At 62.9% G+C, this 17,580-nt stretch carries 19 protein-coding genes; 15 read left to right on the top strand and 4 right to left on the bottom strand.

Annotation, left to right across the window (positions count from 1 at the left end; genetic code table 11):
• Nucleotides 1-187 precede the first annotated feature (187 nt).
• The gene (locus tag ACUJB0_RS05750; protein ID WP_161092822.1) at nucleotides 188-520 is read left to right on the top strand and encodes a BON domain-containing protein; all 333 of its coding nucleotides are present in this window, start codon (nucleotides 188-190) and stop codon (nucleotides 518-520) included.
• A 74-nt stretch (nucleotides 521-594) separates the two neighbouring features.
• Here ACUJB0_RS05750 and ACUJB0_RS05745 read toward each other — a convergent pair whose 3' ends face one another.
• Both ACUJB0_RS05745 and ACUJB0_RS05740 read right to left on the bottom strand, forming a co-directional pair.
• On the bottom strand, nucleotides 595-1,917 hold the full coding sequence (locus tag ACUJB0_RS05745; protein WP_444844386.1) for a homoserine dehydrogenase: 1,323 nt from the start codon (nucleotides 1,915-1,917) through the stop codon (nucleotides 595-597).
• Nucleotides 1,918-1,938: 21 nt separating this feature from the next.
• Nucleotides 1,939-3,171 (bottom strand): pyridoxal phosphate-dependent aminotransferase, encoded by a 1,233-nt coding sequence (locus ACUJB0_RS05740; protein WP_444844385.1) that lies wholly within the window; start codon nucleotides 3,169-3,171, stop codon nucleotides 1,939-1,941.
• A gap of 196 nt (nucleotides 3,172-3,367) precedes the next feature.
• On the opposite strand from ACUJB0_RS05740, the gene ACUJB0_RS05735 reads away from it, so the two are divergent.
• The 10 genes from ACUJB0_RS05735 to ACUJB0_RS05690 all read left to right on the top strand — a co-directional run bounded on the left by ACUJB0_RS05735 (nucleotide 3,368) and on the right by ACUJB0_RS05690 (nucleotide 13,617).
• Nucleotides 3,368-3,760: an Mth938-like domain-containing protein gene (locus ACUJB0_RS05735; RefSeq protein ID WP_444844384.1), complete on the top strand. Its 393-nt coding sequence runs from the start codon at nucleotides 3,368-3,370 to the stop codon at nucleotides 3,758-3,760.
• Complete coding sequence (locus ACUJB0_RS05730; RefSeq protein WP_444844383.1) at nucleotides 3,760-5,421, top strand: glycosyltransferase family 39 protein; 1,662 nt, start codon at nucleotides 3,760-3,762, stop codon at nucleotides 5,419-5,421. The genes ACUJB0_RS05735 and ACUJB0_RS05730 overlap by 1 nt, the downstream gene beginning before the upstream one ends.
• Nucleotides 5,422-5,449: 28 nt before the next feature.
• Nucleotides 5,450-5,821, top strand: a complete 372-nt coding sequence (locus ACUJB0_RS05725) for an SMR family transporter (RefSeq protein ID WP_161096086.1) — start codon at nucleotides 5,450-5,452, stop codon at nucleotides 5,819-5,821.
• Between the two features lie 52 nt (nucleotides 5,822-5,873).
• On the top strand, nucleotides 5,874-7,013 hold the full coding sequence (locus ACUJB0_RS05720) for a DegT/DnrJ/EryC1/StrS family aminotransferase (protein WP_161086902.1): 1,140 nt from the start codon (nucleotides 5,874-5,876) through the stop codon (nucleotides 7,011-7,013).
• Between the two features lie 11 nt (nucleotides 7,014-7,024).
• Nucleotides 7,025-8,020, top strand: a complete 996-nt coding sequence (locus ACUJB0_RS05715; RefSeq protein WP_444844382.1) for a glycosyltransferase — start codon at nucleotides 7,025-7,027, stop codon at nucleotides 8,018-8,020.
• Nucleotides 8,013-8,957: a formyltransferase gene (locus tag ACUJB0_RS05710; protein WP_444844381.1), complete on the top strand. Its 945-nt coding sequence runs from the start codon at nucleotides 8,013-8,015 to the stop codon at nucleotides 8,955-8,957. Before ACUJB0_RS05715 ends, ACUJB0_RS05710 begins: the two co-directional genes overlap by 8 nt.
• Before the next feature lie 22 nt (nucleotides 8,958-8,979).
• Nucleotides 8,980-10,032 carry a bifunctional UDP-4-keto-pentose/UDP-xylose synthase gene (locus ACUJB0_RS05705; RefSeq protein WP_161086905.1) on the top strand — a complete coding sequence of 351 codons (1,053 nt, stop codon included), beginning with the start codon at nucleotides 8,980-8,982 and terminating at the stop codon, nucleotides 10,030-10,032.
• Between the two features lie 36 nt (nucleotides 10,033-10,068).
• Nucleotides 10,069-11,013, top strand: a complete 945-nt coding sequence (locus ACUJB0_RS05700; protein ID WP_444844952.1) for a polysaccharide deacetylase family protein — start codon at nucleotides 10,069-10,071, stop codon at nucleotides 11,011-11,013.
• A gap of 24 nt (nucleotides 11,014-11,037) precedes the next feature.
• On the top strand, nucleotides 11,038-11,502 hold the full coding sequence (locus tag ACUJB0_RS05695; protein WP_373924966.1) for a peroxiredoxin: 465 nt from the start codon (nucleotides 11,038-11,040) through the stop codon (nucleotides 11,500-11,502).
• Nucleotides 11,503-11,775: 273 nt separating this feature from the next.
• Nucleotides 11,776-13,617 (top strand): PhoH family protein, encoded by a 1,842-nt coding sequence (locus tag ACUJB0_RS05690; protein WP_444844380.1) that lies wholly within the window; start codon nucleotides 11,776-11,778, stop codon nucleotides 13,615-13,617.
• Nucleotides 13,618-13,685: 68 nt separating this feature from the next.
• On the opposite strand, the gene ACUJB0_RS05685 is transcribed toward ACUJB0_RS05690, so the two are convergent.
• Nucleotides 13,686-14,318 (bottom strand): CCXG family PEP-CTERM protein, encoded by a 633-nt coding sequence (locus tag ACUJB0_RS05685; protein WP_444844379.1) that lies wholly within the window; start codon nucleotides 14,316-14,318, stop codon nucleotides 13,686-13,688.
• Between the two features lie 273 nt (nucleotides 14,319-14,591).
• Between ACUJB0_RS05685 and ACUJB0_RS05680 the strand changes: the two genes are divergently transcribed.
• The 4 genes from ACUJB0_RS05680 (at nucleotide 14,592) to ACUJB0_RS05665 (ending at nucleotide 16,804) form a co-directional block, all read left to right on the top strand.
• Entirely contained in the window at nucleotides 14,592-14,876 is a 285-nt protein-coding gene (locus ACUJB0_RS05680) for a type II toxin-antitoxin system HicB family antitoxin (protein ID WP_444844378.1), read from the top strand.
• Between the two features lie 69 nt (nucleotides 14,877-14,945).
• Nucleotides 14,946-15,233, top strand: coding sequence for a helix-turn-helix domain-containing protein (locus tag ACUJB0_RS05675; protein WP_117014932.1), 288 nt, complete (start codon nucleotides 14,946-14,948; stop codon nucleotides 15,231-15,233).
• A complete protein-coding gene (locus ACUJB0_RS05670) occupies nucleotides 15,230-16,537 on the top strand; it encodes a type II toxin-antitoxin system HipA family toxin (protein WP_444844377.1) in 1,308 nt (435 codons plus the stop codon). The genes ACUJB0_RS05675 and ACUJB0_RS05670 overlap by 4 nt, the downstream gene beginning before the upstream one ends.
• Nucleotides 16,538-16,603: 66 nt before the next feature.
• Nucleotides 16,604-16,804, top strand: a complete 201-nt coding sequence (locus ACUJB0_RS05665) for a heavy-metal-associated domain-containing protein (protein ID WP_444844376.1) — start codon at nucleotides 16,604-16,606, stop codon at nucleotides 16,802-16,804.
• Here the strand turns inward: ACUJB0_RS05665 and ACUJB0_RS05660 are convergent, their stop codons facing one another.
• Nucleotides 16,805-17,527, bottom strand: a complete 723-nt coding sequence (locus ACUJB0_RS05660; protein ID WP_444844375.1) for a glutathione S-transferase — start codon at nucleotides 17,525-17,527, stop codon at nucleotides 16,805-16,807. It abuts the gene before it with no gap.
• Nucleotides 17,528-17,580 lie beyond the last annotated feature (53 nt).

The following is a 17,580-nucleotide window of genomic DNA, read 5'->3' as shown; positions in this document are numbered from 1 at the left end:
CTGTCGCCATTTCCCGACAAAATCGAGGCAATATGGCCGGGAATGCCATACCGATTCGATTTCCAGTGGGAAAATTCGATATAAGTCTTTGATTTAAATTGATTTATTATAGCTGGCACGGCCTTTGCAAAGGAGAGGATAACGTCACTGACGTTTCACCCCTAAACTTGAACAAAGGAAGCAAATCATGATGACTACCAAACTGATCGCCCGCCTGATGGTTGCCGCAACCCTGACCGCCGCTGCCGCGACCGGCACCGCATTTGCTGCTGGCCAAACCGATGCCGCCATGGCCGGCGCCGCCAAAGCTGGCGCCGCCACCAATGACGAAGCCATCACCAGCAAGATCAAGGCTTCCCTGGCAGATCAAAAGCAAATCGGCGTGACCACCACTGACGGCGTGGTTGTGTTGAGTGGTTCGGTGGCGAGCACCGACATCGGCACCAAAGCGATCCAGGTAGCCTCGGCCGTGCCTGGCGTCAAAGAAGTCAAGAGCGAACTGACCGTCGCATCGAAGTAAGCAGTAGAAGCAACCCCGAGTAAATAGGAGAAACCCTTTACCGGACAGCGCACGTAGGCGCCGTCCGGTTTTTTTTAGCTCAGGTTTTCCAGGCGGATCTTGGTGACTTGGCCGCAGACGGTGGCCAGGCCTTCGATCTTGGCGATGGCCGCCATGACGTTCTTCTCCTGCGTCTGGTGCGTCAGGAAGATGATGTCGGTGCGGGTCTCGCCTTCCGCCGGTTCCTTCTGCATCATCGCGTCGATGGAGATGGTGGCGTCGGCCAGGATGCGGGTCAGGTCGGCCAGCACGCCCGGCTGGTCGCTGACGTTCATGCGCAGGTAGTAGCTGGTGGTGATTTCCGACATCGGCAAAATCTCGATATCGGTCATCGCGTTCGGCTGGAACGCCAGGTGCGGCACGCGATGCTCGGCGTCGGCCGTGGCCAGGCGGGTGATGTCGACCAGGTCGGCGATCACGGCCGATGCGGTAGGCTCGGAACCTGCGCCTTTGCCGTAGTACAGCGTGGCGCCGACGGCGTCGCCCTGCACCAGCACGGCGTTCATCGCGCCTTCGACGTTGGCGATCAGGCGCTTCGACGGGATCAGCGTCGGATGCACGCGCAGCTCCACGCCTTCCACGCCGTTGACCTTGGCGCGCTTGGCGATGCCCAGCAGCTTGATGCGGTAGCCAAGCTGCTCGGCGTAGCGGATGTCGATGGCGTTGAGCTTGGAGATGCCCTCAACGTAAGCCTTGTCGAACTGCACCGGAATGCCGAACGCGATGGCCGACATGATGGTGGCCTTGTGCGCCGCGTCCACGCCTTCGATGTCGAAGGTCGGGTCGGCTTCGGCGTAGCCCAGCTCCTGCGCTTGCTTGAGCACGGTGCCGAAGTCCAGGCCCTTGTCGCGCATCTCGGACAGGATGAAGTTGGTGGTGCCGTTGATGATGCCGGCGAACCATTCGATGCGGTTGGCGGTCAAACCTTCGCGCAGCGCCTTGATGATGGGGATGCCGCCGGCCACGGCCGCTTCGAACGCGACCATCACGCCCTTGGCTTGCGCCGCGGCGAAGATTTCGTTGCCATGCACGGCCAGCAGCGCCTTGTTGGCGGTGACCACGTGCTTGCCGTTGGCGATGGCTTGCAGCACCAGCGCCTTGGCCTGGTCGTAGCCGCCGATCAGTTCGACGACGATATCGACTTCGGGATCGTTGACGATGTCGAATGGATCGGCCACCACCTTGACCTTGCCGCCGGTGCGCTGCTTGGCGCGCTCCAGGTTGCGGGCCGAGACGGCGACGATTTCGATGCCGCGGCCGGCACGGCGGCGGATTTCTTCCTGATTGCGCGCCAACACGTCGAACGTGCCGCCGCCGACGTTACCGACGCCGAGCAAACCTACTTTGATGGGTTTCATATAAATCGTTTCTATTGTTTGTTAGAAGCTGGCGCCGTGACGTTTCCGGTAGCCTTCCATGAACTTGGCGATACGGCCGAAGGCTTCCGTCATGTCGTCCGAGTTCGGCAGGAACACGACGCGGAAGTGATCCGGCGCGATCCAGTTGAAGCCGCTGCCCTGGACGATCAGCACTTTGGTTTCGGCCAGCAGCTCGTAAGCGAACTGCTGGTCGTCCGAGATCGGGTAGATCTTCGGATCGAGGCGTGGGAACATATACAGCGCAGCTTTCGGCTTGACGCACGTTACGCCTGGAATATCGGTGAGCAGCTTGTGCGCCAGGTCGCGCTGCTTGAGCAGGCGTCCGCCCGGCCCCACCAGGTCCTGGATGGACTGGTAGCCGCCAAGCGCGGTCTGGATCGCAAACTGGCCCGGCGCGTTGGCGCACAGGCGCATCGAGGCCAGCATGTTCAGGCCTTCGATGTAGTCTTTCGCATGATTTTTTTCGCCCGACACCACCATCCAGCCGGCGCGGTAGCCGCAGGCGCGATAGTTCTTCGACAGGCCGTTGAAGGTGACGAACAGCACGTCGTCGGCCAGCGAGGCGATCGAGACGTGCTCGGCGCCGTCGTACAGCACCTTGTCGTAGATTTCGTCGGCGTAGATGATCAGCTGGTGCTGGCGCGCCAGTTCGATGATCTGCAGCAGCAGCTCGACCGGGTACAGCGCGCCGGTCGGATTGTTCGGGTTGATGACGACGATGGCGCGCGTGTTGGAATTGATCTTGCGGCGCATGTCCTCGATGTCCGGGAACCAGTCCTGCATCTCGTCGCACACATAGTGCACCGGCGTGCCGCCCGACAGCGACACCGCGGCGGTCCACAGCGGATAGTCGGGCGCCGGCACCAGCACCTCGTCGCCGGTGTTGAGCAGCGCGTTCATCGACATGACGATCAGCTCGGACGCGCCGTTGCCCAGGTAGACGTCCTCGATGGTCACGCCGGGAATATTCTTGCCCTGGGTGTAGTGCACCACGGCCTTGCGCGGCGCGAACATGCCCTTGGAATCGGTGTAGCCCGCCGCGTTCGGCAGGTTGATTTTCATGTCCTGGACGATTTCATCCGGCGGATCGAAACCGAACACGGCTAAGTTGCCAATATTCAACTTCGTGATCTTGTGGCCTTCTTCTTCCATTTGCCGGGCTTTTTCCGGCACCGGGCCGCGGATCTCGTAGCAGACTTCCGCTAATTTGTTCGATTTTTGAATCGGTCGCAAAATAAAATCCTGTCTTGGTGAGGCAAACCGCTCAGGACTGCCAAAACGCCCCGGCGGCCCGTGCTGCAATGCGAAAAGAACCATTCTGCCGAAAGCCTCCCATTTAATCAACCTGTAAGGAGTGGAAAGCGCAGGAACACCCCGGAAAAACGCTACAATGGCGCTTCTTTTGCCGACTAAAACCGCGATTTCCGTCATGAAGCTCCACGCCAGCGATACCCAGAAATACCAGACCGTCACCGGTTACGATGAAACCGGGGTCGAAATCAACGCCCAACGCTACAACTACAGCCTGATCGTGCTGCCGGAAGTCCCGCCGCGCGCCTGGGATGCCCCCAGCTTCGACGCTATTACCGCAGAGCATTTCGACATCATCGGCGCCGACAGCCCGGACGTCGTCATCCTGGGCACCGGCGCCCGCCAGCGCTTCATCCACCCACGCCTGACCGCCGCGCTGACCATGCGCCGCATCGGCGTCGAATGCATGGACAGCCAGGCCGCCTGCCGCACCTACAACATCCTGATGGGCGAAGGCCGCAAGGTCACGCTCGCTCTGATCATCGACCACAACGAGGGCACCACCGCCTGATGAACGACCTGTACAACTCCAAGAAAATCGTCTGGTCGCTGCTGGCCGCGTTCATCATCGTCTGGCTGTATGTGTTGGGCGTGCGCTCGCTGGTGCCGCCCGACGAGGGCCGCTACGCCGAGATGGCGCGCGAAATGTTCACCACCGGCGACTGGATCACCACCCGCCTGAACGGCATCAAGTACTTTGAAAAGCCGCCGCTGCAGACCTGGATGAACGCGGCCTCGTTCGCCGTGTTCGGCCTGGGCGAATGGCAGGCGCGCCTGTGGACCGGCCTGTGCGGCCTGGGCGGCGTGATCCTGACCGGCTACGCCGGCAACCGCGTGTTCGGCGCCCGCGCCGGCTTTTACGCCGCGCTGGCGCTCGGCTCCAGCCTGTTCTGGGTGGCCTCCGGCCAGATCGATTCGCTCGACATGAGCCTGTCGGGCATGATGACCATCGTGCTGTGCGCGGTCGTACTGGCCCAGCGCGACGGCGCCACCGATGCCGCGCGCCGCAACTGGATGCTGGTCTGCTGGGCCGGCATGGCGCTGGCGGTGCTGGCCAAGGGCCTGATCGGCCTGGTGCTGCCGGGCGCGGTACTGGTGCTGTACTCGGCGCTGTCGGGCGACCTCGCCATCTGGAAGCGCCTGCACCTGGGCAAGGGCCTGCTGCTGTTCTTCGCCGTCGCCACGCCATGGTTCGTGCTGGTGGCCCAGCGCAATCCCGAGCAGCCCTACTTCTTCTTCGTGCACGAGCACTGGGAGCGCTTCTTCCTCAAGACCCACCACCGCGAAGGCGCGTGGTACTACTTCTTCGTGATGCTGGTGCCGGGCATCGTGCCGTGGCTGGGCGTGCTGCCGCAGGCCCTGTGGGGCGCCGTGCGCCGCGAGCGCAACGGTGTGTTCCAGCCCAAGCTGATGCTCTTGATCTGGGCCGTGTTTATTTTCTTCTTCTTCAGCTATTCCAGCTCCAAGCTGCCCGGCTATATCCTGCCGATCTTCCCGGCGCTGGCCCTGCTGATCGGCGTCTACCTGGAAACCGCCTCGCGCAGCAGCCGCATGATCGCCGCCGGCCTGCTGGTGCTGATCGGCGTGGCCGGCGTGGCCGCCGTGCCGCAGATGGTCAGCATGGCGGTGCGCCACCGCGAGGAAACCGCGCTGCTGGAAGCCTACCAGCCGTGGGTGCTGATGGCCGGCATCGTGGCCGCGGCCGGCGGCGCGCTGGCGCTGCTGCACGCGCGCCACCTGCGCCGCGACCTGACCGTGCTCACCATGGCCTTGGCCGGCTTCGCCGCGACCCAGCTGATCCTGGCCGGCTTCGAGCCGTATGGCAAAATGCGCTCCGGCAAAGCCGTGGCGCTGAAGATGCTGCCCGAGCTCAAGCCGGACACCAAGATCTATTCGGTCACCACCTACGAGCAGTCGATGACCTTCTACCTGCGCCGCACCGTGGTGCTGGTCGATTACTGGGATGAGTTCACCTTCGGCCTGCGCCAGCAGCCGGAGCTGTCCATCCCGACGGTCGACGAGTTCGTCGTCCAGTGGAACGCGCAGACCAAGCAAGGCGTCAAGGCGCTGGCCATCCTCAGCCCGGAGAAGTACCAGGACCTGAAGGACGACGGCCTGCCGATGCGCGTGGTGGCCGAGGATACGCGCCGCGTCGTGGTGGCCAACCTGTAATCCATAAAAATAACTTATAAAAAAACACATGAATATCGCAACTTTCAGTTTTATCGTTTTCGGCGTGCTGTTGAACGCCATCGCCCAGCTGCTGCTCAAGGCCGGCGCCAAGAACGTTGGCGAAATCCACCTGACGCTGAGCAACCTGTTCTCAGTCGGCCTCAAGGTGGCGACGCAGCTGCCCATCATCGGCGGCCTGACCTGCTACGTGCTGTCGGTGGTGCTGTGGATCATCGCGCTGTCCCGCGTGGACGTGTCGATCGCCTACCCGATGCTGTCGCTGGGCTACGTGGTCACCGCCATCGGCGCCTGGTACCTGTTCGGCGAAGCGCTGACGGTGCAGCGCCTGGTCGCCATCGGCATCATCCTGGTTGGCGTCGCCTTGCTGGCGCGGACCTGACGAACAATTTAGAATGCGGCCATAAGCCAAATCAATACGAGAGCGACACCCAATGACCTCCGCCTTACCTTTCTTGCCTTTTTCGAAACCTACCATCGATGAGGCAACCATCGCCGCCGTCAGCGACGTGCTGCGTTCCGGCTGGATCACCAGCGGCCCCAAAGTGGCCGCCTTCGAAGCCCAGATGTCCGAATACTTCGGCGGCCGCCCTGTGCGCACCTTCAATTCCGGCACCTGCACGATGGAGATCGCGCTGCGCATCGCCGGCATCGGCGCCGGCGACGAAGTCATCACCACCTCGATCTCCTGGGTCGCCACGGCCAACGTCATCATCGAAGTGGGCGCCACGCCGGTGTTCGCCGACATCGACCCGGTCACCCGCAACATCGACCTGGACAAGGTCGAAGCCGCGATCACCCCGCGCACCAAGGCCATCATCCCGGTCTATCTGTCCGGCCTGCCGGTCGACATGGACCGCCTGTACGCCATCGCCAAAAAGCACAATCTGCGCGTGATCGAGGATGCTGCCCAGGCCTTCGGCTCCGAGTGGAACGGCAAGCGCATCGGCTCGTTCGGCGATTTCGTCTCGTTCAGCTTCCAGGCCAACAAGAACATCACCACCGGCGAAGGCGGCGCGCTGGTGCTGAACAACCTGGAAGAAGCCAGGCTGGCCGAGAAGTACCGCCTGCAGGGCGTGACCCGCAGCGGCGTCGACGGCATCGATGTCGACGTCCTCGGCGGCAAGTACAACATGAGCGACATCATGGCCGCCATCGGCCTGGGCCAGTTCGCCAACATCGACAACATCACCGCGCACCGCCGCAACCTGGCGCGCCACTACTACCAGGCCTTCGGCCCGGAATTCGAAGCGCAGTCCGGCGCCCAGCTGCCGGTGCAGGCCTTCGAGACCAGCAATTACCACCTGTTCCAGATCGTGCTGCCCGATAACGGCCCCACCACCCGCGCCGACTTCATGCGCGCGATGCAGGAGCGCTTCAACATCGGCACCGGCTACCACTACGCGCCCATCCACCTGTTCACCATGTACCGCGAGCGCGGCTTCAAGGAGGGCATGTTCCCCGTGTCGGAAAAAATCGGCCGCCTGACGGTGACCTTGCCGATGTTCTATGCCATGACCACGGCCGATGTCGACCGTGCCGTCGCAGCCGTGAAAGCGATCCTGATCAAATGAGCGTGTCGTTGATGAAGCCAGAAATTTCCGTCGTTATCCCGATCTACAACGAGCAGGCCGGACTGCAAGCCTTGTTCGACCGCCTGTACCCGGCGCTCGACAAGCTCGGCACCACCTACGAGATCGTGTTCGTCAACGACGGCAGCCGCGACAACTCGGTCTCCATCCTGGCCGAGCAGTTCCGCAACCGTCCCGACGTCACCCGCGTGGTGCTGTTCAACGGTAACTACGGCCAGCACATGGCCATCCTGGCCGGCTTCGAAGCCTCGCGCGGCGACATCATGATCACGCTGGACGCCGACCTGCAGAACCCGCCCGAGGAAATCGGCAACCTGGTGGCCAAGATCCGCGAAGGCTACGACTACGTCGGCTCGATCCGCCGCAAGCGCCAGGATTCGGCGTGGCGCACCTACGCGTCCAAGGCCATGAACCACCTGCGCGAGCGCATCACCAACATCAAGATCACCGACCAGGGCAATATGCTGCGCGCCTACGGCCGCAACGTGATCGACCTGGTCAACCAGTGCGGCGAGGTCAACACCTTCGTGCCGGCGCTGGCCTACCGCTTCGCCCGCAAGCCGACCGAGATCGTCGTCGAGCACGAGGAACGCGCGGCCGGCGAATCGAAGTACTCCTTGTACAGCCTGATCCGCCTGAACTTCGACCTGGTCACCGGCTTCTCGCTGGTGCCGCTGCAGTTCTTCTCGATGTTCGGCATCCTGCTGTCGATCGCCTCCGGCCTGCTGGTGCTGGTGCTGCTGGTGCGCCGCCTGTTCCTGGGCGCCGAGGCGGAAGGCCTGTTCACGCTGTTCGCGATCGCCTTCTTCTTCATGGGGACTATCCTGTTTGGTATCGGCCTGCTGGGCGAGTACGTGGGCCGCATCTTCCAGCAAGTGCGCGCACGTCCGCGCTACGTCGTGCAAACGATCCTTGAACAAAAGCCCGGCCAGTCGCTTGAAGCACCGGCCGGTGTGGAAAAACGAACCGTAGGCCGAGGCCATGAGTGAATCCAATAAGCGTCAACGCGCCGTCGTCTTCGGCTACCACAATGTCGGCGTACGCTGCCTGAAGGTCCTGCTGGCCGGCGGCGTCGACGTCGCGCTGGTGGTCACGCACGAGGACAGCAGCGACGAGAACATCTGGTTCGAGTCGGTGATCTCGCTGTGCCAGGCCGAGGGCATCCCCTACATCACGCCGGCCGACGCCAAATCGCCCGAGCTGCTGGCGCAGGTGCGGGAGATCGCGCCGGACCTGATGTTCAGCTTCTACTACCGCAACATGCTGCCGGCCGAGCTGCTGGCGGTGGCGCCCGCGTTCAACATGCACGGCTCGCTTCTACCGGAATTCCGCGGCCGCGCGCCGGTCAACTGGGCTGTACTGAACGGCGCCACCGTCACCGGCGCCACGCTGCATGAGATGACCGTCAAGCCGGACGCCGGCGACATCGTCTCGCAGATGGAAGTGCCGATCCTGCCCGACGACACCGCCTTCGAGGTGTTCGGCAAGGTCACCGTGGCGGCCGAGCAGGCGCTGTGGATGGTGCTGCCGTCGCTGCTGGACGGCACGGCGCCGCGCATCAAGAACGACCTGAGCAAGGGCGGCTACTTCGGCGGCCGCAAGCCCGAGGACGGCCGCATCAACTGGCTGCTGCCGGCCCAGGACGTCTACAACCTGCACCGCGCCGTGGCGCCGCCCTACCCCGGCGCCTTCACCGATATCGGCGGTGTGCGCTACGTGCTGCAACGGGCCCGATTGTCTGGCAATTTCGGCAATGTTGTGTCGCTAAGTTTGCCACCTGGCTTGACAGTAGTGGATAATTGCATCTTTGGCGTGTGCGGCGATGGCCGCATGCTGACGATTTCCGCCTTGACGGCCGACGGGATACCCGTGACGGCCGAGCAGTTGCGATCCCGCCTGGCGGAGCTGTCCGCTGGCGGACAATGAACATTACCTGGGTAACTATCAAATGAAAAAAGTCCTCATCCTCGGCGTCAACGGCTTCATCGGCCATCACCTGTCGAAGCGCATCCTGGAAACGACCGACTGGCATGTCTACGGCATGGACATGAGCACCGACCGTATCACCGACGTCCTGGAGAATGAGGCGTACAAGTCGCGCATGCACTTCTTCGAAGGCGACATCACCATCAACAAGGAATGGGTCGAGTACCACGTCAAGAAGTGCGACGTGATCCTGCCTTTGGTCGCCATTGCGACCCCTTCGACCTATGTGAAAGCGCCGCTGCGCGTGTTCGAGCTGGACTTCGAAGCCAACCTGCCTATCGTGCGCTCGGCCGCCAAGTACGGCAAGCACCTGGTGTTCCCGTCGACGTCGGAAGTGTACGGCATGTGCCACGACGAAGAGTTCGATCCGGAGAACTCCGAACTGATCTGCGGCCCGATCAACAAGCCGCGCTGGATCTACTCCAACGCCAAGCAGCTGATGGACCGCGTGATCTGGGGCTACGGCATGGAAGGCCTGAACTTCACCCTGTTCCGTCCGTTCAACTGGATCGGCGCCGGCCTCGACTCCATCCACACGCCGAAAGAAGGCTCGTCGCGCGTGGTGACCCAGTTCTTCGGCCACATCGTCCGTGGCGAGAACATCTCGCTGGTGGACGGCGGCGCGCAGAAACGCGCGTTCACCGACATCGACGACGGCATCGACGCGCTGATGAAGATCATCGAGAACAAGAACGGCGCCGCCACCGGCAAGATCTACAACATCGGCAACCCGGTCAACAACTACTCGATCCGCGAGCTGGCCGGCATGATGCTGGAACTGGCGCCGCAGTACCCCGAGTACGCCGAAGGCGCGGCCAAGGTCAAGATCGTCGAGACCACCTCGGGCGCCTACTACGGCGCGGGCTACCAGGACGTGCAGAACCGCGTGCCGAAGATCACCAACACCTGCGAAGAGCTGGGCTGGAAACCGACCACCACCATGGCTGAAGCGCTGAAGAAGATCTTCGACGCCTACCGCAGCCAGGTGGCCGAAGCACAAAAACTGATGGACTAAGATTTGACCGAGACTTTGCAACCGCAAGCGCCGCTGATGGTGTTGAAGATCGATGTCGACACCTACCGCGGCACCCGTGAAGGCACCCTGAACCTGGTGCGCATGCTGAAGGCGCACAACGCCCAGGCCACTTTCCTGTTTTCGCTGGGGCCGGACCACACCGGCTGGGCGCTGCGCCGCGCGCTGCGTCCGGGGTTCTTCAGCAAAGTCTCGCGCACGTCCGTGGTCGAGCATTACGGCCTCAAGACGCTGATGTACGGCACCCTGCTGCCGGGCCCGGACATCGGCAAGGAATGCGCGCAGCAGCTGCGCTCGGTGCGCGACGCCGGCTTCGAATGCGGCATCCACACCTGGGACCACGTGCTGTGGCAGGACAACGTCGCCAAGCGCGACGGCAAATGGTCCACCGCCATGATGCGCAAGGCCGCCGCCCGTTTCACGCAGGTGTTCGGCACCGCGCCGCGCACCCACGGCGCGGCCGGCTGGCAGATGAACAACGCCGCCTTCGCCGAGCATGACACCGCCGGTTACGCCTACGCGTCCGATGGCCGCTGCGTGCTCAACGAGAACGGCACGCTGGCCAATCCGGCCGACGGACCGCACCGCCTGTCCGACGGCGACAAGGTGCTGTCCCACATCCAGCTGCCGACCACGCTGCCGACGCTGGACGAGCTGCTGGGCCGCGAGATCGACGGCGTCGTCATCGGCACCGGCAACATCGCCGCCTTCCTGCTGAAGCTGACGGCCGGCGCCACGCGCGACCACGTATATACTTTGCACTCCGAACTTGAAGGGCAAAAACTCGCCCCCATATTCGAGCAGTTATTGGCTGGCTGGAAGGCGCAAGGCTACACATTGGCGTCGATGGCCGATTACCATCAGAAGGTCCGGCACCAGACCATGCCGGTTTGCCCGATCACCTGGGGCGAGCTGCCCGGTCGCTCGGGCCAGCTGATTGTGCAGGGCGCCGCCCGTTCTTAATGCGTACCGTTCAGGAGATAGCCTGTGGCTGATAGCCCTTCCGTAGTGACCGATTTTTCCGCCGCCATGACCGGCGGCCAGACCTTCCAGCTGTCGGGCCGGCCGGCGCGCCATACCGTGCTGTTCTTCTACCCCAAGGACAACACGCCGGGCTGCACCACCGAGAACATGGCGTTCCGCGACCTGTACGAGCAGTTCCAGGCGGCCGGCACCGAAATCTACGGCATCAGCCGCGATTCGCTGCGCTCGCACGAGAGCTTCAAGACCAAGCTGGGCCTGCCCTTCGAGCTCATTTCCGATCCCGACGAGGCGCTCTGCCAGCAGTTCGGCGTCATGAAGATGAAGCAAATGTACGGCAAGACGGTGCGTGGCATCGAACGCAGTACGTTTGTGATTGACGCTACCGGGCAATTGGTGAAAGAATGGAGAGGCGTGAAAGTAGCGGGTCACGTCGATGAAGTGCTGGAATTTGTAGCGCGTCAGGCCTGATTGTTGTACGCGTTGCGGCTTCCAGAGTTGCTCAACCGTAGCAGAACCATGCGTAACAGCCCTTGAGTCATCACTGTAATTCACACCACCACCCTACATGGTGGCCAGCCGGCCACCACGCGGTACTTTCTCCGGGCATGATGAGCGCCCGTCGGCAGTCTTATAACCCAGTTTTACCCAGCATCCACCCCATACGGTCCCAACGCTTCCACGACCAGGAAGCGTGCTGCGCCATGGGCGGATTCCTCCAGATATTTTTCAAATGAGATCCTGATGCCACTGCCAAAATTACCTAGTAAGCCAGCGACTATACTTCTGGCCAAAGATTACCCCAAAGCGACAGGGCCGCGCCCAGTCCCCGCCATCGCAGCGGTGGCTGAAGTCGCGCCCGCGCCGAAGAAAGCGGCGCCTGTCAAAGCAGTGCCTGTAGCAAAAGCCAAAGCAGAAACCCCGAAAACCACCACCAAGTCAAAAGCCGTGGCCGCCGTACTCAAGGCCGCGCCCGCTGTATTGAAGAACGCCGCCGCCGGCATTGCGCCTGCCGCCGTGGTTGCCCCCCCTGCGGTCAAGCCGGCCGCCAAGGCCAAGCCGGCTCCGGCCGCACGCAGCAAGGTCACGCCGATCACCGCCGAGGCGCCGCATCCGGCCAAGCACAAGCCGCATGAAGTGGCGATCAAGTCCTCGACCAGCCGTCACGCCGACCAGACCGGCACCACCAAGCTGTTCGTGCTGGACACCAACGTGCTGATGCACGATCCATCGTCGCTGTTCCGCTTCGAGGAGCACGACGTCTACCTGCCGATGATGACGCTGGAAGAGCTGGACAACCACAAGAAGGGCATGACCGAGGTGGCGCGCAACGCCCGCCAGGTGTCGCGCACTTTGGACGCGTTGGTTTCCAACACCGACGACGACGCCATCGAGAACGGCATCCCGCTGTCCAAGCTGGGCAACAAGGACGCCAAGGGCCGCCTGTACTTCCAGACGCGCCTGCAAACGGCGGACCTGCCGGTCGGCCTGCCGGTCGGCAAGGCCGACAACCAGATCCTGTCCGTGGTCCGCTCGCTGGAAGCGGAACAGGAAGGCCGCCCGGTGGTGCTGGTGTCCAAGGACATCAACATGCGCATCAAGGCGCGCGCGCTGGGCCTGCCGGCCGAGGACTACTTCAACGACCACGTGATGGAAGATACCGACCTGCTGTACTCGGGCATCGTCCAGCTGCCGGACGATTTCTGGACCAAGCACGGCAAGGACCTGGAATCCTGGCAGGAGAACAAGAACGGCCAGAGCGCGACGTTCTACCGCGTCACCGGCCCGTTCGTGCCGTCGCTGCTGGTCAACCAGTTCATCTTCCTGGAGCCGAAGAATGGCGAAGCGCCGTTCTATGGCCAGGTCAAGCAGATCAACGGCAAGACCGCCGTGCTGCAGACCCTGCGCGACTTCAGCCACAACAAGAACAATGTGTGGGGTGTGACCGCCCGCAACCGCGAGCAGAACTTCGCCTTGAACTTGCTGATGAATCCGGAATGCGACTTCGTCACCCTGCTGGGCCAGGCCGGTACCGGCAAGACCCTGCTGGCCCTGGCCGCCGGCCTGGCGCAGGTGCTGGAGACCAAGCTCTACAACGAAATCATCGTCACCCGCGTGACGGTGCCGGTCGGTGAGGACATCGGTTTCCTGCCTGGTACGGAAGAAGAGAAGATGTCGCCATGGATGGGCGCGTTCGACGACAACCTGGAAGTGCTCAACAAGTCCGACTCGGACGGTGGCGAATGGGGCCGTGCGGCGACGCAGGACCTGATCCGCTCGCGCATCAAGATCAAGTCGCTCAACTTCATGCGCGGCCGCACCTTCGTCAACAAGTTCCTGATCATCGACGAAGCGCAGAACTTGACGCCGAAACAGGTCAAGACGCTGGTGACGCGCGCCGGTCCCGGCACGAAGATCCTGTGCCTGGGTAACATCGCGCAGATCGACACGCCTTACCTGACCGAGGGTTCAAGCGGCCTGACGTATGTGGTGGATCGCTTCAAGGGATGGTCGCACAGCGGTCACGTGACCCTGGCGCGCGGCGAACGCTCGCGCCTGGCGGACCACGCCAGCGACGTGCTGTAAATGTAGTAGAATAAACCCGTACCTGTTAGCCCCGCCCGCAGCAATGCCGGCGGGGCTTCTTTTTGCTATCAGGCTTTGTTGTTGCGGCGACGGGCGTAGCCGCCGACCAGCGCCAGGCCGCCCAGCAGCATGGCGTAGGTTTCCGGTTCAGGCACAGGCGCCAGCGTGTTGGCGCTGAAGCTCTGGAAATTGCCGTTGCCAGCCGCGTACTGCACCTGCTGGCCGCCATCGCAGCAGCCTTCCAGGCCGTAGATGGTCAGCGTGTGGTTGCCGGCCGACAGGGCCTGGCTGCCGATCAGGAAGGCGCCGTTGGGGGTGTTGTAGTTGAAATTCCACCACATGTCGTTGCTGTTCACCGCGACGGCCTGGCCGTCCAGGAACACGGCGCCGCCTCGGCCGAAGTCCACACCGGCGCGGAACGAGTAGGTGCCGGCGGCGCTCAGGCCGAAATCGATGGTGGACTTGAAGGCGATGTCCGAGTTGCCGGTGCCGAACACCGCGTTATTCGATACGTTGTCGTAGCTGCTCAAGAGGGTCGACTTGCCGCCAACAACGGCGGCGTCAACCACGCTGCGGTAATCTTGCGCGTTAAGCTGCGAGCCGGCGCCGGAACTGCCGGTCTGGAAAGTGATGACGGCGGCGTTGGCATTGCCGATGGCGGCCAAAGCGAGTGCAACTGCGGCGAATTTGATGGATTTCATGCTGGTCCCTGTGCGGAGGTTTTAACGGAAAAATGCAAACCTGGCGCAGGGGTTGGGAGCCGGGTAGAAATGTTTCTAAAAAAGAATTTATAATGCAACTAAGCATTATTTAAATGGTATCGTAAGAAAATTCCGATGTCAATCTTTAATGCGGTGCACAATAAAGACAGCGTCAACCACGAAAGTGCTTGAAACCGGCAGCAACCTGTATGACACTAGACACTGCAAGTCATTGATTTCGCCAGACTTTCGGACCACCGCCGAGACAAGACCATGGACATCCCTATCCTGATCCGAAAAAAAGGCAACACCAAGTATGGTGTCACCGTGCCGGACATTCCCGGCTGCGTCACCACCGGCGAAACGGTGGACAAGGCCATGAGCAACGCCACCAAGGCCATCTACGGCCACGTCGGCCAACTGGTCGAGCAAGGCAAGGCCTTCGAAATCAAACCCTCCGAAGTGGAATACCTGTCGCGCGAGCCGGACTACGCCGGCGGCATCTGGGCGCTCGTCAGCCTGGACCTGGCCAAGCTGGACGATCCGCCGGAGGATTGAGCACACGCAACGCACGGACATTTATGTTTTCACGTAAAATTAGCACCATAATTTACATGAAAGAATAAAATGTCTGTGTTCGAGCAACTACAACATCGCCGCATCCAATTGGGAAAAACGCTGCAGAACCTTGCGGATGTCAGCGGAATGAACGTCCCTCAAGTCAGCAACGTACTGAGCGGGAAACTGGATTCCCGCCTCAGCACCTACGAAGCGCTGGCCGGCGCGATGGATGCCACCCTGGTCCTGATCCCCAAGCATCTGCTGCCTGAGGTCGCGCGGCTGTTGTCCGGCAAAGCCATCGGGCCGGACGACGTTCCATCGACGGTCGACCGGCTGCTGGGCGGGCTCAATTGAACCACGCGCTGGTCCCCCGCTATCTGGAAGTATGGCTACGCGGCCGGCACGTGGGCTGGCTGTGCGAGGCGGGCCGCGCGACGCGCTTCCTCGCGACTGAGCAATACCAGGCCGATACGCGGCGCGCCACGCTCTCCCTGTCGATGACGCTGCCCGGCGCCGAGCAGGTGACGCGGGAGACGCTGAAGAACCATTTCGACCCGGCGGTGTACCGCGAACGCGGCGAACTGCCGCCCTTCTTCGCGGGCCTGCTGCCGGAGGGCGCCCTGCGCCGCCGCCTGGCCGCCACGCGCAAGAGCGACCGCGACATGGACGACTTCGGTATCCTGGCCGCCGCCGGCGAGGACCTGCCGGGCGCCGTGACCGTGCTGCCCGCCAACCTCGACAACCTGACGGCGGCGGCCCGCGCCTACGGCGTCACCGGCGGCGCCGACAATCTAGAGATCAGCGTGCCCGAGCAGGCCGCCGAAGGGGCCGCCTCGCTGTCCGGCGTGCAGGACAAGGTGGCGCTGTCCCACGCCAGGGACGGCAAGCGGTACCGCATGCCGGTCAAGGGCACGCCGTCCGACCTCATCGCCAAGCTGCCCCTGGCCGGCGACGACTCGCAGGTGATGAACGAGCACGCCTGCATGCAGCTGGCCGGCCTGGCCGGAGTCGATGTCGCGGCATGCCGGCCAGCGCCCATGAGCACAATGGACGACCACCCGGACCTGGTGGCCGCGCTGGGCGCCGGCACGCGCTTCCTGGCGGTGGAGCGCTTCGACCGCGGTCCCGCCGGCGCGGTGCACATGGAGGACGCCTGCCAGCTGCTCACCCTCATGCCGGCCCAGAAGTATTCCGGCGTAAGGGAGTTCGTCAAGCTGGTGCAGGTGCTGGATCGCCTTGGCACGCGCGGCATCGAGGATGTCCGCCAGTTCTTCATCCGGCAGGCCGTCAACACACTGATCGGGAATTCGGATGCGCACCTGAAGAACTTCAGCGTGCTGTATCGCGATGGCGTCCGCCCAGAGCTTGCGCCGGCCTACGACATCGTCTGCGTCGCGGCGCTGGCCGGTTTCCGGGGCTTCGCCACCAACGTCGCCATCGACCGGTTGCAGCGGCAGGAAACGTTGGACACCTATGCCGCCATCGCCAGGCAGGCGGGCATCTCGGAGCGCATCGTCAAGACGGCCGTCACGCAAACGGTCGCCCGCGCCAAGGACCTTTGGCCCAAGGCGCTGCACGAAATGGAGATGCCGGACGCCGTGCGCCTTGAAATCGCGGACCGCCTGGATACGCTGCCGCTCGCCCGCGGTGCGCGATAACGCTTGACCTTCCCACGACGGGAAGGCCTACAGTATGATCATCGAAACTGTTCAAGGAGTGCGATGATGTATCAACTACAAGTGGAAAACATGAGCTGCGGCCATTGCGTGGGCGCCGTGACCAAGGCGGTGCAGGCTGTCGATGCGGCGGCGAAGGTGGAGATCGACCTGGCCTCCAAGACCGTCAAGATCGACAGCGCCACCCCATTGGCGCCGCTGAAATCAGCCATCGCCGACGCGGGCTATCCCGTCACCGGCGCGGCCTGATTATTTGTCCAGCTCCGGATAGCGGCGGAAGATGCCGTCCTCATTGAACGGTATCCGCCGCTTCGACGCGACGTAGGCGGCGACGTTGGGCCGCACCGCCACCTTGTCGCGCAAGGCGATCAGCGCCGGATAGGACGGCTCCAGCCGCGCCATCGTCTTCGGAAACGCATACCGCAAACCCTCGATCAGCTGGAACAGCGACAGGTCCACATACGTCAGCCGCGAGCCGACCGCATACCCTCCCCGTCCCGGATTGCGCGTCACCACGCCCTCGAAGTAATCGAGGAACTTCGGTATGCGCTCCTCACGGAAGCTCCTGGCGCGCGCCCTGGCCTCCTTCTTCTGGTCCTCGTAGTACTTGCCGACCGAGATCGGATGATGGGTCTCGTGCACCTCGCCGACGATATCGGCGATAGTCAATTGCAGCTGGTTGGTCCACAGCCGCCCCGCCTCCGCGCGCGGCGCAAGGCCATGGCGGGCGCCGATGAACATCAGGATATTGGCGGTCTGCCCGATCAGCAGCTCGCCCGCGCGCAGCACTGGCGGCGCGAACGAAGGATGATCGACCTGGCCGCCATCGAGGCTGGCCAGCAGCGCCGGCATGCCCTTCTTCTGTCGCGCCACGTCCACATACGGCACCGCCGCCTCCTCCAGCGCCAGGCGCACGAATTCACCGCGGCCCTGCAGGCCGTCCCAATAATAAAGTTGGTAGGGTGTCGTCATGCGAAGATGGTAGCACCGACAACGCCGGGGCAGCGCCCGGAACGATATTCAGT

The sequence above is a fragment of the Duganella caerulea genome (assembly GCF_040362985.1).
In the GTDB taxonomy this organism is placed as follows: Bacteria; Pseudomonadota; Gammaproteobacteria; order Burkholderiales; family Burkholderiaceae_D; genus Rugamonas; species Rugamonas vulcania.
This window is presented reverse-complemented; position numbering and strand designations above follow the sequence as displayed.